The organism is Aliivibrio sp. S2TY2 (assembly GCF_028765525.1).
In the GTDB taxonomy this organism is placed as follows: Bacteria; Pseudomonadota; Gammaproteobacteria; order Enterobacterales; family Vibrionaceae; genus Aliivibrio; species Aliivibrio finisterrensis_A.
Genome location: NZ_JARACS010000003.1, coordinates 1 through 12796, shown reverse-complemented (window position 1 = coordinate 12796; position 12796 = coordinate 1). Strand labels below are relative to the sequence as shown.

Annotated in this window: 16 protein-coding genes; 5 read left to right on the top strand and 11 right to left on the bottom strand. The window is 43.2% G+C overall.

Annotation, left to right across the window (positions count from 1 at the left end; all coding sequences use genetic code 11):
* Nucleotides 1–3: 3 nt before the first annotated feature.
* The 11 genes from PVK63_RS06385 to PVK63_RS06335 form a co-directional block, all read right to left on the bottom strand.
* Nucleotides 4–354 carry a hypothetical protein gene (locus PVK63_RS06385; RefSeq protein WP_274440067.1) on the bottom strand — a complete coding sequence of 117 codons (351 nt, stop codon included), beginning with the start codon at nt 352–354 and terminating at the stop codon, nt 4–6.
* The gene (locus PVK63_RS06380) at nt 351–776 is read right to left on the bottom strand and encodes a M15 family metallopeptidase (protein ID WP_274440066.1); all 426 of its coding nucleotides are present in this window, start codon (nt 774–776) and stop codon (nt 351–353) included. The genes PVK63_RS06385 and PVK63_RS06380 overlap by 4 nt, the downstream gene beginning before the upstream one ends.
* Nucleotides 777–786: 10 nt before the next feature.
* A complete protein-coding gene (locus PVK63_RS06375; protein WP_274440064.1) occupies nt 787–1116 on the bottom strand; it encodes a hypothetical protein in 330 nt (109 codons plus the stop codon).
* Nucleotides 1117–1584 carry a phage protein gene (locus tag PVK63_RS06370; RefSeq protein ID WP_274440063.1) on the bottom strand — a complete coding sequence of 156 codons (468 nt, stop codon included), beginning with the start codon at nt 1582–1584 and terminating at the stop codon, nt 1117–1119.
* Between the two features lie 2 nt (nt 1585–1586).
* Complete coding sequence (locus PVK63_RS06365) at nt 1587–2744, bottom strand: DUF2586 domain-containing protein (RefSeq protein ID WP_274440062.1); 1158 nt, start codon at nt 2742–2744, stop codon at nt 1587–1589.
* Between the two features lie 3 nt (nt 2745–2747).
* Nucleotides 2748–3401, bottom strand: a complete 654-nt coding sequence (locus PVK63_RS06360; RefSeq protein ID WP_274440060.1) for a hypothetical protein — start codon at nt 3399–3401, stop codon at nt 2748–2750.
* The gene (locus PVK63_RS06355; protein WP_274440059.1) at nt 3391–3909 is read right to left on the bottom strand and encodes a phage tail protein; all 519 of its coding nucleotides are present in this window, start codon (nt 3907–3909) and stop codon (nt 3391–3393) included. Before PVK63_RS06355 ends, PVK63_RS06360 begins: the two co-directional genes overlap by 11 nt.
* Nucleotides 3906–4367, bottom strand: a complete 462-nt coding sequence (locus PVK63_RS06350; protein WP_274440058.1) for a head completion/stabilization protein — start codon at nt 4365–4367, stop codon at nt 3906–3908. Before PVK63_RS06350 ends, PVK63_RS06355 begins: the two co-directional genes overlap by 4 nt.
* Nucleotides 4368–4462: 95 nt before the next feature.
* Nucleotides 4463–5155, bottom strand: a complete 693-nt coding sequence (gpM, locus tag PVK63_RS06345; protein WP_274449246.1) for a phage terminase small subunit — start codon at nt 5153–5155, stop codon at nt 4463–4465.
* A gap of 50 nt (nt 5156–5205) precedes the next feature.
* A complete protein-coding gene (locus PVK63_RS06340) occupies nt 5206–6534 on the bottom strand; it encodes a phage major capsid protein, P2 family (RefSeq protein ID WP_274440055.1) in 1329 nt (442 codons plus the stop codon).
* A gap of 39 nt (nt 6535–6573) precedes the next feature.
* Nucleotides 6574–7602, bottom strand: coding sequence for a GPO family capsid scaffolding protein (locus PVK63_RS06335; protein ID WP_274440054.1), 1029 nt, complete (start codon nt 7600–7602; stop codon nt 6574–6576).
* Between the two features lie 157 nt (nt 7603–7759).
* Here PVK63_RS06335 and PVK63_RS06330 point away from each other — a divergent pair, with 157 nt between their 5' ends.
* From PVK63_RS06330 to PVK63_RS06310, 5 genes are all read left to right on the top strand, one after another.
* Nucleotides 7760–9559 carry a terminase large subunit domain-containing protein gene (locus PVK63_RS06330; protein ID WP_274440053.1) on the top strand — a complete coding sequence of 600 codons (1800 nt, stop codon included), beginning with the start codon at nt 7760–7762 and terminating at the stop codon, nt 9557–9559.
* Complete coding sequence (locus tag PVK63_RS06325) at nt 9559–10587, top strand: phage portal protein (RefSeq protein ID WP_274440052.1); 1029 nt, start codon at nt 9559–9561, stop codon at nt 10585–10587. Before PVK63_RS06330 ends, PVK63_RS06325 begins: the two co-directional genes overlap by 1 nt.
* Nucleotides 10588–10981: 394 nt before the next feature.
* Entirely contained in the window at nt 10982–11317 is a 336-nt protein-coding gene (locus PVK63_RS06320; RefSeq protein ID WP_274440051.1) for a hypothetical protein, read from the top strand.
* A 1-nt stretch (nt 11318) separates the two neighbouring features.
* The gene (locus PVK63_RS06315; protein WP_274440050.1) at nt 11319–11510 is read left to right on the top strand and encodes a hypothetical protein; all 192 of its coding nucleotides are present in this window, start codon (nt 11319–11321) and stop codon (nt 11508–11510) included.
* A 174-nt stretch (nt 11511–11684) separates the two neighbouring features.
* Complete coding sequence (locus PVK63_RS06310; RefSeq protein WP_274440048.1) at nt 11685–12746, top strand: DNA-methyltransferase; 1062 nt, start codon at nt 11685–11687, stop codon at nt 12744–12746.
* Nucleotides 12747–12796: the final 50 nt, after the last annotated feature.

Here is a 12796-nt window from a genome sequence, read left to right as displayed (position 1 = left end):
GATTCATCGACCAAAAGCGGCTTCTGATGCTCCACTGGCAGCGAGGTTGTGGAGTTGCATCCACTCAGTATGATCAGGCTGACAAGTAATGACTTTCTCACGGGTAACATAACGAATAACCTCTCTATCAACCGGAATAAAATGCTGCTCCACTCTGACTACGCTATTGGCGGTTTCTTGCTTTGCAACAGACAACGCTTGCATAAGTTGTCGCTCTTTTGTTTGCGCTAGTGTGGCTTGCTCAGTTGCAAGCTCCATGTAATGCAATCTTGTTTTCTCACTTCCAGTTTTATACCCATAAAAATAACTGGCAATCAAAAGAGCAAGAAAAATCAGAGCGACTATTTTTTTCATGCTAAGCCTAAATATTCAAAGTGAGGGCCATCATAACTGCCACGTTGATGCTCATCGGCGCTTGAACCATTTTGGTTCCAATCGCCGCCCCATCGAATGCGAATACCGATGAGTTCGGCAGCCTTAAACATAGCGTCTTTGACTTCAGCGCATCGATCCCAATCAGCTCCGCCACCTTTTTTTAAAGGGATCAAATCGGCAGCATGACCATAACCATCATCTTGCAATAAGTGCTTACTGTTTAATGTCCACGACCGTTTGGGTGTCCCATAAAACAGCTCGCGCTGGCGATCGCTTGTTCGTATAGTTTCACTGACAGAAAAATCTACCGTCGACACCGTAGCCGCAAGAGCAATGCACGCTGCAAACCTGGGGTGCACTTTGTGCAAGTGAGATAAACTTTTTTTCCCTAAGTGATACATGGCTTATCCTTTATTTTTTCCACAGCGCTTTAATGTCTTTGAGCGCTTGTTGTGGGTTAGATACTATTTGAGTGGCCAATCTGTCGAGTAAATCCACGATGTACCGATTGAGATAAGCCGCACCACCAACGCACACAATCCGAATATTCTCTGCAATATCAAAATGAACAAGCAGAAGGTTTACGGAATAAGCAACAAAACCAGACAGAACAACGCCAGTAATAATGGTGAGCAATGAGTGCTTATCAGTCCTTAATAGGCTTGCGACACAAGCCAAAAAGAACATTACAATAAGCGGCAGGCTTTCTTGAATACGCGCAGCAATTGAGTAATCCACCATTTATAGATCCCGCGATAAGTGCTCAATTTCTTTTAAGCTCAAAATAGGCGTGCCATTGATTTTTACAAAATCACGACCACATACTTCATAATCCAGTTTATGCACCAAACCATCTCCGCCTTCCTTTTGGTCAACATCGAGCAAGTTGGTAAGTTTTAATTTGCAATCAAACGCTTCCACTTTTAACTCTAAGTTGGTTTTTGCATACATCATAAAATCAAAGAACGGCAGCTCTCGCCATGAGCCAGCATTATCTGCAGCTTTACTTAAACGATTGAAGTTTTCCGTATTTAACTCAATGCTTCCTTTAGCACCAATACTTCCAGTTAACCAGCCGCTGTTAACGCCGCGAGATTTGGATGCCTTGCCGTTGTCTTCAATATCAAGGGTGATTTTATCGACCGTAATGTCCGTACTGCCAATCGTGACATCAACATCTAAGCCGCTTAAACTTGTACCGCGAGACATGGTTACTCTCCTGTTTTAGATTTACTTAAATCAATGCCAACACCAATCGTGATGTCCTTTTGGCTGTCGATAGGCCGAACGGTGATGTATATTTCCGTTTTCTTATCACTCAGCCAATTGATCTCAACGGCGTTGTCCTTTGGTGGGTGAATTTCACCAGGAAAACGAACGTTATTGATGATCACCGGTGCGCCCATCTGCAGCAGTGGTTTCATGTACAGATTTTTATTTACCGCAATACTGTTGGGTGAGCTATTTAACGAGCGATCAGCAACGGTTGGTATTGCGATCTTGTATACGTTACGACACGCTTTAAGTACGATACGTAAATGCTCAATAACTTTGTAATCACCAGTTTCTAAATCAAGCGTATTGCCATCAGCCCAGTACCATCCGTCTTCACCTGGATAAGTTTGAGGAACTGAGTATCGATTCGCATCAAGAACAGACAGCAACTCTTCAGGGAATGGTTTTCCATCCTTATCAACAAGAGCGGCCCCCATTGAAAGTAGCGGGCCGGTTTTAACGCGCATAGGGCTATCGGCAATCGTTACCGAGCGAATACATAAGCGGCCTGCGAGTATTCCAATGTCATTACTAAATAGCGTAGGGACACACATAATGCGAGCGCTTGTAAAACCCTTTAATAACGCCGTTTGTTTTGCGCTATAGTCACCCCATGCTTCTAGGCCTGTGATAGGCGCAGTACAGGTAATGGCAAACATAAAGCGAGCCTCTTTACTTTCAACCTCAGCCATCTTGCTACTGACAGCCTCTAGATCGGATTTTGTGATCATAAAGTCAGTGAGTACCACCGCTTCAAATGACAACTCTTTATTCGCAGCATCAAGCGCAGCTTTCCAATCACCATTACTCGGTAAACCAACAACGCTTGCGCTCCATCCTGAGCCGCCATTGATTTGCGCAGCAATCAGTACATCACGCAAAAAGGTATCCACGGATGCGACTGATTTTGATTTTTTACTTTCAACCGGTACGGCACTAAAAAGTGCATTAATATCGGTTTGAGCATTAAGAAAAGTAACTTTATTCTGCAACTCTGTTTTTGGGGTTTTACCGATAAAAACAAAACGACGCTCTATTTCATTAATGGTATTTTGATACTGATTTCGGCTACTGACCGTAACGGTTCCTAGCATGAGTTACCCCTTTATCCGCAACACTTCACGGGTGATAATTTGATCTGATTGCTCTCTAGTTAACCCAAGAAACGCTCGTGGGGTATTTCTTATCTCCCACGTTCTAACGGCTTCCTTATCGGTTAACTCTTTCCAAATCGCCCACAGTTGACCTTGCTTTAGGTTCTCCTTAATCCATTTAACTGTTGGGCGCTTCTTTCCTTTGCCGCGTAATTTTTTGATTTTAAACCCGGCATTAAGCAAAATTTTAGCTTGCCTTGCTGTTGCGGGCTTTTTGTAGCTATTAACCGGGCCACGCACTCGCGTCATTCGACGTCCATCCCATGTTTCGCTAGGTGTGCCGTATTGTTGCTTGTGTGCAATCTCGCCTGTTAATCCATTCCCAAAGCCAACATCAACATGATTGGCGTCGGTTTTGCCCCTGAGCTTTTTCGCTATGTTAGGCAGTAATCGACGACGACCTTTTCGCTTTTTGACTCTAGGCGCAAACGCTTGACCGTGAATGTCTCTTTGTTTGCGAATGTTTAGCTTTGCTTGCTTGATAACTGCACGACCAATTCGCCGCAAAATCACTTGCTCTTGCTGATAAGTGAGTCTGCATCGCTCAAGCGCTTTAATGGCCGTATCAACATCTGCTTGTGAAAACTCAACGCTCACCAGGTATTACCTTTGTTGACTCGGCGATATGGATCACATAAGGCTGAATGCTCCAGTGCTTATTGTTGTAAAAAATATCACCCGAAGCCTCATCCACTTCTTTCATCATGACCGGCTCTGAAAATTGAATGGTTACCTCCATGTCACTCATGGGGGTATCACTGTCATTTTCATACGCTTCAACGTCAATTTTTGGCGGCGGGAGTTTCGAGCTTTCTCGATCTTTATCGTTTTCAAATAACCAACACGTTGTTGCTGCCATAAGAATACGAGGATCCATTAATCCTGCTGGCAATCCCTCAAACATAAAGACAGCGGTGTATTCAAACCGGCACGCAATCATGCCATCCCCCATGTCTTTAAATGATGGGAATAAGGTTCCGCCAGTAATGACGCAATCAAACAAGTCTTTACCTGTCGAGCCCATTTTTAATTCAAGAATGCGCTTGTAGTGCTTAGCAAGCTCAGCCATGTAAGTGGTGTTTGCACCAACCACAAGCGCTGTCATAACAATCTCACCGTGGCAATGGGCATGCCTAAAATATTACGAATAGCCAGTTGAGAGAGCGCCATTAATGACTCATGCGTCTCTGTGCTTTCTTTTGCTACATTCTCCGCTTCAGATTTTCTTGATAGCGTAGCGAAGTGAACTAATAAACCCGCCTTAGCGCGTTGGTAAACCGCTTGTCGATAAGAGATCGTGATCATGCTTTCGGTGCCAAGATTGGTACCAATATCATTTGATGAGGAATGACCATTGTTAATTGAGCGCTCTCTAAAGCTGTTTAGCTCAATATTTACTCCAGCCATTGCCATTATCAACATGCTTCGCCCTTGCTCTGCGTTGTAAACCGGTGGAATACGACACGCTTTTACAAAATCAGAAATTGATAAATCAGGCCAAAATTCATCGTTCGCCACATTGTCATCAATAGGGTCATCTAATGTTTTTTTATCTTGAAACATAACGGCATCCTTAGAGTGAGCCGGAGCAGCTCGTCGCAATATTAGCCCCTTGGCCATTGCTAGAGCGTCCGGTCACGGTGTTGCTGTTGAGTCGGTTATTCTTCCGCAGTAAGTGGAAGGTTTAATTTCATTAAGCGCTTGTTAATGGTATCGATGCGAGTGGCCACGCCAACGCTTTTCCATTTTTCATGCGCTTTTTCAAACAGCCCCTTGGCGATATAAAGTGGCTCTGGCTCTGATATATGCTTAACCTCTACACCATAAGCACTTAATGCCATCAAGCCTGCTTGCTTGTAATATTTCGCCTCTACTTGATCGAACATCTTCCATTCAGTCGTAACTAAATTAAACATCTCTTCAAAGTAAGGTGCTGTGCTGTGGCCTTGTTTCCACTGGTTTTCAGACCAATCAAGAGTTGCATCTGCCATGAATGTAGCCACATCTTTCTTATGGCCGCTAGGCATGACTGCGCCGTATTTAACGCAGTACAAACCAAGTGGAATAGCACGTTGTAAATTGCCACTATCGAACAGCCAGATAGTAAGGATGGCTGCCACATCAAGTGGGATATTCTCGCGTAAAAGATACGGCTCGTACTGCAAGAGGCAGCGAGTCTTATACGCAATCTTATCCGCCAGTTGCTTAGTGGTTTTCAATGCAGCGAGGTCTTTGCGAATTGACGCGCGAACCAAGTTCCATTCGTTTTTATTTGCAGGCGACTGGATAACAGCTGGTACGCCACTATCATCCTGAGTGTTAACCAGCTCTTTCTCTTCCTTTGTGCTCAAAGCGATGCGCTGGCGTCTTAGTTGTAGTGGCGAAAGCATGATATATCCCCTTAGCCTGCGTTAACGGTCAGTGTAGCTGCGCTTTGTTTACTTCCCATATCACCGGTGCAGTCAACCGTAACGGCGTACACGCCAGGTTCAAGATCGGTTGTTGTGACCGTACTTGTGCCTGTCGGTGTCATATCAAACACCGCACCATCGAGCGCCCACTGATACTCGTTGGCATTTTCTGCAACAACGGTGAACTCCGCATCAGTCCCTTTCACTACGGTTTTACTCGTTAGTGCGGTCGTGATTTTTGGCTCTTTCGCCACATTAGCTGGCGTTCTGGCACCGATAATTACGCTGTTTTCATCAAAGGCTGCGTACTTAGTTGGCTCTTCAACCATGTACCCTTCAAAACGCCACAAGAACGATTCCACACGACCAAGATCATCATTGTCTTTTGTCTTACGGCGCTTAGTACCTTTTTGCGTATAGATGGATAGATTTTTAAGGCTTGTAACCACCAAGCGCTTACCAGGCATGTAAGGCACAACGTAAGCCGGACGACCCGCAATAGATTTATCCAGTTTTTGCGCAGCATTATGCTCAGTTGGTTTATCCGCTTCGGTATATAAGCGGTATTGAGCGGCAGCAACCAAGTCTTGACCGACAAGAACAACCAAATCAGAGGCGTTACGAAACGCAGGATTAATGTTGTTATTAATAAGATCGGACACCATTGCATCAAGCGTCTTATAGTCAAACAGCTGATTGCCATTCGCATCGCGAGTGCCGTCTGGATCGAAGTAAATCTCAGCCCCATCATCAAGACGAGAGCCTACGATTTGCGCCGGTGCAATACGCAAGATACGAGCGTGCCAACCTTCGTTAATGTCTTCGCCGTTAGGGTATTTTTCTAAATCCGTTACTTTTGCTGCATGCGTACCATTCATGGCCACGCGCAACATGTCATTACCAATCTGTGCGGTAATGTATTCCATGAGTTTTTTCTCAAACTCTTTCTGACCACCCGAGTTCGCCCATTCAGCAAGGCGAGCCCAAGTGATATAAATAACCGTATCCGTCACTGATAGCTTGTATTCATAACCATCAATCTCTGGCGTTGTACCCGCAAAGCGAGTTTTATCACGACCAGTAGAAAGCATATCGCTGCCAACCGTGACGGCTTGACCGACAATTTGCTGCACATCAAACATGTTTACTTTCTTTAGAAAGTCGTTTGACTCCATGATGGCTTTTTTAAGTTTGGTTTCTTTTGGTGCTTCAACCGAGAAGTACATGCCATCTCGCGCTAGGCTGTACGCCTTTTTAGTTTTGGACAGCAGTTTGCTAATGCGCTTACTGGTTGTGCTGTCACAATAAATATCTGACATAATTCACTCTTATAATAAAGAAAAGATACGGCTCAGGGTTTACAGGTATTCGGTATCATCACCGGCACCAAGTTGATCGCTGCCAGGTGTGAAATTAAACTCTGTTGTTTTGGCATCCTTGAATTTCTCAGCAAGCACTTCAAATTCTTTTCGAGTAATGCTTGTTTTACTTTCAAGGCTAAACTCTGCACCTTGCTCGTCGCCATCACTGGCAGGCTCTACAATGCTGAATCCTTTGCCTTTCAGTAATGCTTGAGCAGCTTTCAGCTCGTCGTCACTGGCTTCTTTTTCAACGGAAAAACCTTGCGCTTTCAGCAGCTCTTGTGCTGCCTTTAGCTCATCCGCACTGGCTTCTTTCTGAACCGAGTACCCATTCGCCGCCAATAGTTTTTCAGCAGCAGAGAAATCAGTTGCTGTTGGCTTTTGTGGATCATTCACACCTTGCTGGCTAATGAATGACGACACCTGCTCAGTAAGTGCGTCTACTTTTTTCTCTAATTCTTTGCTCATTTCATTTTCCTGATCATCTGTGGGCTTTTGGTTTTTTTTAAAAAACTCTCTAAGGCCAGCGAACATTTTTTGATCGTCAATATCTTCACTGGTCGATTCGCTAAATGTCAGCTCAACTCGAACAAAGTCGGTGTGCACGCTCTTTTCATCACTACCACCATCAGTCGAGAATAATAGCTGGTCCGTACCTACTGAGGCAGGCTTTGGTGTTACGGCGAGCGCACAAAGGTAGTGCTTACCTGAGCCTCGAAAATCTGGCATTAGTGACATAGAGGTAAACAGCACCTCTTTTTTGCTCATCGCCACCAATTTTTCATTCGGTTCAATATTGGCAAGTAATACAGCTTCACCTTCATCATTTTTTGATAACTTGACGTCCAATACTTTGCCGTAACTTCCTGCCCATACTGGATTCCAGTGATTTAAGTCAATAACGGCGGTGTAAAATTTAGGATCGTAAGAGGCAGCCGCTTCTTTTAGCCAAGACGCTTCGATAACTCGATCGTCTACGGTTTTTCCACTGGTGCCGATATTAATAAATCCACTTTGTAATGACATAAAACCCATCCTTTCGCTTAGGGTTATACAATAAGATGAAAGAGTGAAAAAATGTAGCTATGTCATTGGTTAACATGGGTTTTCACAAACAACAAAAGAGGCGACTAAATGATGAGGTTGGTATGCTAAGGATCTAAATTTGAATAGAGACTAGCGTGTGATTACCGATAGAAAAAGCAGATACGGCGATGAGATAAAAGAAAAAGCCAAAGAGCTGTATTTAGCTAGCCTAACGCCTAAAGAGATCACTGAAAAGCTAAATATCAACAGCGTTAGAACCATTTACAACTGGATAAATAAAGAAGGTTGGAATGATTTACTTAGTGCGTTTAGTACAGAAAACCAATTACAAGCACGTCTTTCTCAGTTAACCAATCGTGATTTAAAAGGCAAAACAGAGCTCGATGAAATCGACCGTCTGGTTGCTAATCTAATTAAACTACAAGACGCAAACATGCGACTTCGTGAGCGCACTTTTGCATTAAAAGAGCGCGAAGCGGGTTTGGCGAACGCTCACAATAGCTCAACAGTGTACGGTGGCACCTCCTCTTCTGGTGAGAATAAGAAACGCAAACGCACTCGTAAAAATGACATTCCAGGTATTGACGATCCTCGTTGGAAAAATTGGATTGATACACTGTATCCTTATCAGCAAGTTCATTTTACAGAGCGTCACCAGAAAGAGCGTTGGACAATCAAATCTCGCCAGATTGGATTTACGTTTGAGGCTGCGGGTGAAGCCCTTTATGTGGCAATGGAGACAGGAAAAAACCAAACATTCCTCTCTGCCTCAAAAGCGCAGTCTCTGGTATTTCGCTCGTACATTGTCCAACTTGCTGAGAAATACTTCGGTATTGAATTAAAGGGTAATCCAATACGATTGCCTAATGGCGCTGAGTTTCGTTTTATTGGCACGAACCGCGCAACGGCTCAATCGTTCAGTTCAGATCTTTATATTGATGAAGCTTGTTGGATAAGTAAGTTTGAGGGGATATACGAAACCGCTGGTGCAATGAGTACGTTAAAGTCTCGCAGGCTAACTGTATTCTCAACACCATCAACTAAGCAACACGGTGCTTATCGTGTGTGGTCTGGGGCGTACTGGAAAAAAGGAAATAAAGATCGCGTTGATGTTCCTTTCCCATCAAAAGATACGCTGAGGAAATACCCACAAGTCTGTCCAGATTTAAAGTGGCGCTACGTGGTCACTTTGCAAGATGCGTACGATGCAGGTAACCCCGATATTGACATCGATGACATCAAAGAGCGCTGCAGTGAAGATGCTTATTTGTATCTTTATGATTGTGAGTTCATGGATGAAGCAGACAGTATATTCACCCTTACAGCTCTGGCTAAGTGCATTCGTGACGATATGCGAAAGGATATTAACCTTTCTGCCATTCTCCCTGTTGGAGATAGTGCTGTTGCTATTGGTTACGATCCTGCAAGAACCACTGATTTTGCGAAATGTATGGTATTGCTAATGCCGAAAGACAAAACAGAAGCATTTGAAGTAATAGAAGAATTTGAGTGGAAAGGTTTTCACTGGTCATGGCAAGCAGAGCAAATTCAAGGCTTACTCAGTCGTTATAATGTCAAGCACATAGGTATTGATTGCAGCGGTGTTGGTAATGGTGTAGCGGAAATGGTTAAGGCGTTTTTCCCTCAAGCGATGCTCATTAGTTATTCGCAACAAGTAAAACAAAACCTAGTTCTTAAAGTAATGGATTTAGTGAGTACAGCAAGAATTAAGTGGCCTGCGGAATATACATCCATAGCGCCCTCTTTCATGGCAATAAAGCGAAAACAAACAGGTCACGGCTCTATGACATTTGCAGCCGATCGTACAGAAGAAACAGGTCATGCGGATAGCTTCTTTGCAATTGCTCACGCCGTTGCTTGTGAAGATCTAAACGTTAACGTTCGACGAGCAAGTACAATTCGGATGAATCTATAATGAAAAAGAAGAAATTCAATAAAAGAAACAAACACCAAGTAACAGAAGAGCATAGTTCGTCATCGTCTGTCTTTGAATTTGGTGGTGTTGAGAGTGTTAAGGTTGATAACCCAGTGGAGTGTAGCGATGTAGAATTTGATGAAGGTGAAGGGTTTTATTCTACGCCTATTTCTCTTTTGTCGTTGTCTGAGCTGCTTACTGCAAACTCATATCATGGTGCGGTAGTTGAGGCGAGAACCCGCATCTTATCTAAAGACTATGTTGAAACGGATTTATTATCCTTTTGTGACATGATGAATATCTGTAAAGACTTAATTACCTTTGGGATGGCTCATGTTCAGATCTTTAAAAATGTATTTGGTGAGCCACTGCGCCTGGGTCATGTTCCAACGTTAACGACAAGGCGTGGCAAGAATAATCGCTTTGTTCGATTAAATAGTGATGAGACTAAAACCTGGTATAAAACCGATGAGATCCATCAAATTAAACTTTACGATACCAGACAAAACATTTATGGCCTGCCGGACTACCTCTCAGGTATTGAGTCGGCGTTATTATCTCAAGATGCAACTCGCTTTCGTCGTCGATACTACAAGAACGGCATGCACATGGGCTTTATTTTATATGTAACCGATCCAAACATGACACCAGAGGCAGAAGATAATCTTGCGGAAGCACTAAAGAAATCTCGCGGTGTGGGTAATTTCTCATCGGCATTGATTAATATTCCTGGCGGTGGTAAAGATGGAGTTCAACTTATTCCGGTTGGTAATATCGGCTCTAAAGATGAGTTTGAGGGCATAAAAAAAGTATCATCCCAAGAGGTGATTGTTGCTCACCGTTTCCCAGCAGGCATTGGTGGCATCTTACCGCCAGAAGGCGCAAGTCTTGGTAATCCGTTGCAATACAGTGAAATGTATTATGAAAATGAAGCAAGGCCACTGCAGAAGCTAATTCTTGGCATTAATCGCATTTTACCTGAGCATAAGCACATAGAATTTGCTGTCCCGAAAAGCAGTGCAGCTTAACTACAAATTAAATGCCAATTGATTTTCAGGGCTATTTTCTTGTGGTTGTGGGTTTGCTTTTTTTTCAAACAGCGTGTGTATTACATGGCCAGTGGTTAAGTCGGCAGTAAAGCGAGTTAGGCAATCCTCATTATTGCAGTCGTAATAAAGAACCTGGTAGGCAGGTGTTATTTTTTTACTTGTGCGTATAGAGGTGTTTCCACTATGGCACATGGGGCATGCGTGCCCTCTGAATTTATAAACGCCCATCAGTAATTTACCTCTAACAAACTTTTGGACATTGTATTGCTAATGATAACAAACGCAAGAAGAACAATTATTGAACACAAAAAATAGACAAGCCAGCCCTAACGTCAAACCAAAGGCGAGTCTTATTTTTGGGCAAAATTAAAGAGTGCGTTCAAGACCTCTTCTTGATAAAGCACCACTCGCTGCTATTGGTGTGCAGAGCTACTGTCATTGCACACCAATTAACAAGGCAAAAACCATGACAACCCAAATAATAAAAGAAAAAATACACCAAGCGACAGAGCTTGCAGATCAATTACGCAATATAATGCTTGAGATAAACAGCGCCGCTTGTGAAGAAATGACGCGAAAAGAAAAAGAAAGCCTATCCGCAACTGAAGAAATGTTACTCAGTGAAATGATAGCCCCAAGCATTCGCAGTGCCTTAGATTTATATGGTCGCCTTGCTTGCCTAGATAACATTTACAATGGGGAGGCATAACATGTTACCCATTAAAAAAGGCCAAGAAGCCACGGTTGAACACATTATGTTAGCCGCCTCTCGTTACCCAATAACCCCTGAAAATATCAAACTTCCAGACCAAAGCAGCAGTCACATTGCCCTTATCTTTGAACAGCTCGCTTTCTTTGGTCATCTTCGACAATTAGATAATGGTGAATATACTCGCGCATAAAAGACTGTATGGATATACAGTTATAATTTAACTTGATATAATCATTCTAGTTTTTATGCCTTGAGTACCTGAGACCCAGATGAATATTTGGAGAGGAAGCATATCAACCCACTCAGCCACTTCATGTGGCTGCGTTTCTTTGCATTCAAGGCTCTTATTTAATTGGAGTAACAAATGCACACTACCACCCTACATAACGGACAACTGCAACTTATTCATGCCGACTGTCTGCATTACCTTAAAGCCTTACCTGATAACTCAATAGATTTAATTTTAACTGACCCACCTTATTTTCAAGTAAAGAAAAACGCATGGGATAACCAGTGGCCAAACGTCGAAACTTTTCTGGCGTGGCTTGATGAGGTATTGGTTGAGTTCTGGCGCGTATTGAAACCCTCTGGCAATTTATACCTGTTCTGCGGTTCAAAGTTAGCGGCTGATACGGAATTGCTTATCCGTGCACGGTTTGATGTGTTTAATCATATCGTATGGGCAAAACCCTCTGGCGTGTGGAAACGAGCGCACAAGCCCCACTTACGTTCGTTCTTTCCGGCAACTGAGCGCATTATCTTTGCAGGTCATTATGATTCGGAAGGGTTCGCGAAAGGATGCAGCCAGTACGCGACTAAATGTACGGAATTAAAGAAGGCCGTGTTTAAACCGTTAATGGATTACTTCAAGAACGCGAAAGATGCACTCAATATTTCAGCAAAAGAAATCAATCAAGCCACCGGCACACAAATGTGCTCTCATTGGTTCTCATCGAGTCAATGGAAACTACCAACGGAAACTCAGTACAAACAACTTCAAACCTTGTTCGCATCAAAGAGTGGCCAACTATCCAAAACGCACACAGAACTCACCAATGAATACCAGGCATTACACAGTGAATATGGAAACCTCGTCAAAGAATACGACGAACTAAAAGCAGAGTATGAAAGTCTGAGGCGACCTTTTTATGTGACTGATGAAGTGCCTTATACCGATGTATGGACGTTCGCACCGGTGCAATATTACCAAGGAAAACACCCATGCGAAAAACCTGCGGATTTACTCGAGCATATTATCTCAAGCAGCAGTCGAGAGAATGCAGTGGTGCTTGATGCGTTTATGGGTTCAGGTTCGACAGGCAAGGCGTGCCTAGCATTAAACAGGAAATTCATTGGAATTGAGATGGAAGAAGATACTTATACAAGCACGATAAACAGCTTTAAATTTACTGAATCAACCGATTAATTTACTGATTTAGCCAAAATTGACCATTTTCATCAAATTAATTTAGTAAC

Excerpts from the sequence above, each read along its gene's own strand:
- PVK63_RS06385 (WP_274440067.1), bottom strand. The coding sequence starts at position 354 with ATGAAAAAAATAGTCGCTCTGATTTTTCTTGCTCTTTTGATTGCCAGT.
- PVK63_RS06380 (WP_274440066.1), bottom strand. The coding sequence starts at position 776 with ATGTATCACTTAGGGAAAAAAAGTTTATCTCACTTGCACAAAGTGCAC.
- PVK63_RS06375 (WP_274440064.1), bottom strand. The coding sequence starts at position 1,116 with ATGGTGGATTACTCAATTGCTGCGCGTATTCAAGAAAGCCTGCCGCTT.
- PVK63_RS06370 (WP_274440063.1), bottom strand. The coding sequence starts at position 1,584 with ATGTCTCGCGGTACAAGTTTAAGCGGCTTAGATGTTGATGTCACGATT.
- PVK63_RS06365 (WP_274440062.1), bottom strand. The coding sequence starts at position 2,744 with ATGCTAGGAACCGTTACGGTCAGTAGCCGAAATCAGTATCAAAATACC.
- PVK63_RS06355 (WP_274440059.1), bottom strand. The coding sequence starts at position 3,909 with ATGACAGCGCTTGTGGTTGGTGCAAACACCACTTACATGGCTGAGCTT.
- PVK63_RS06350 (WP_274440058.1), bottom strand. The coding sequence starts at position 4,367 with ATGTTTCAAGATAAAAAAACATTAGATGACCCTATTGATGACAATGTG.
- PVK63_RS06340 (WP_274440055.1), bottom strand. The coding sequence starts at position 6,534 with ATGTCAGATATTTATTGTGACAGCACAACCAGTAAGCGCATTAGCAAA.
- PVK63_RS06335 (WP_274440054.1), bottom strand. The coding sequence starts at position 7,602 with ATGTCATTACAAAGTGGATTTATTAATATCGGCACCAGTGGAAAAACC.
- PVK63_RS06325 (WP_274440052.1), top strand. The coding sequence starts at position 9,559 with ATGAAAAAGAAGAAATTCAATAAAAGAAACAAACACCAAGTAACAGAA.
- PVK63_RS06315 (WP_274440050.1), top strand. The coding sequence starts at position 11,319 with ATGTTACCCATTAAAAAAGGCCAAGAAGCCACGGTTGAACACATTATG.
- PVK63_RS06310 (WP_274440048.1), top strand. The coding sequence starts at position 11,685 with ATGCACACTACCACCCTACATAACGGACAACTGCAACTTATTCATGCC.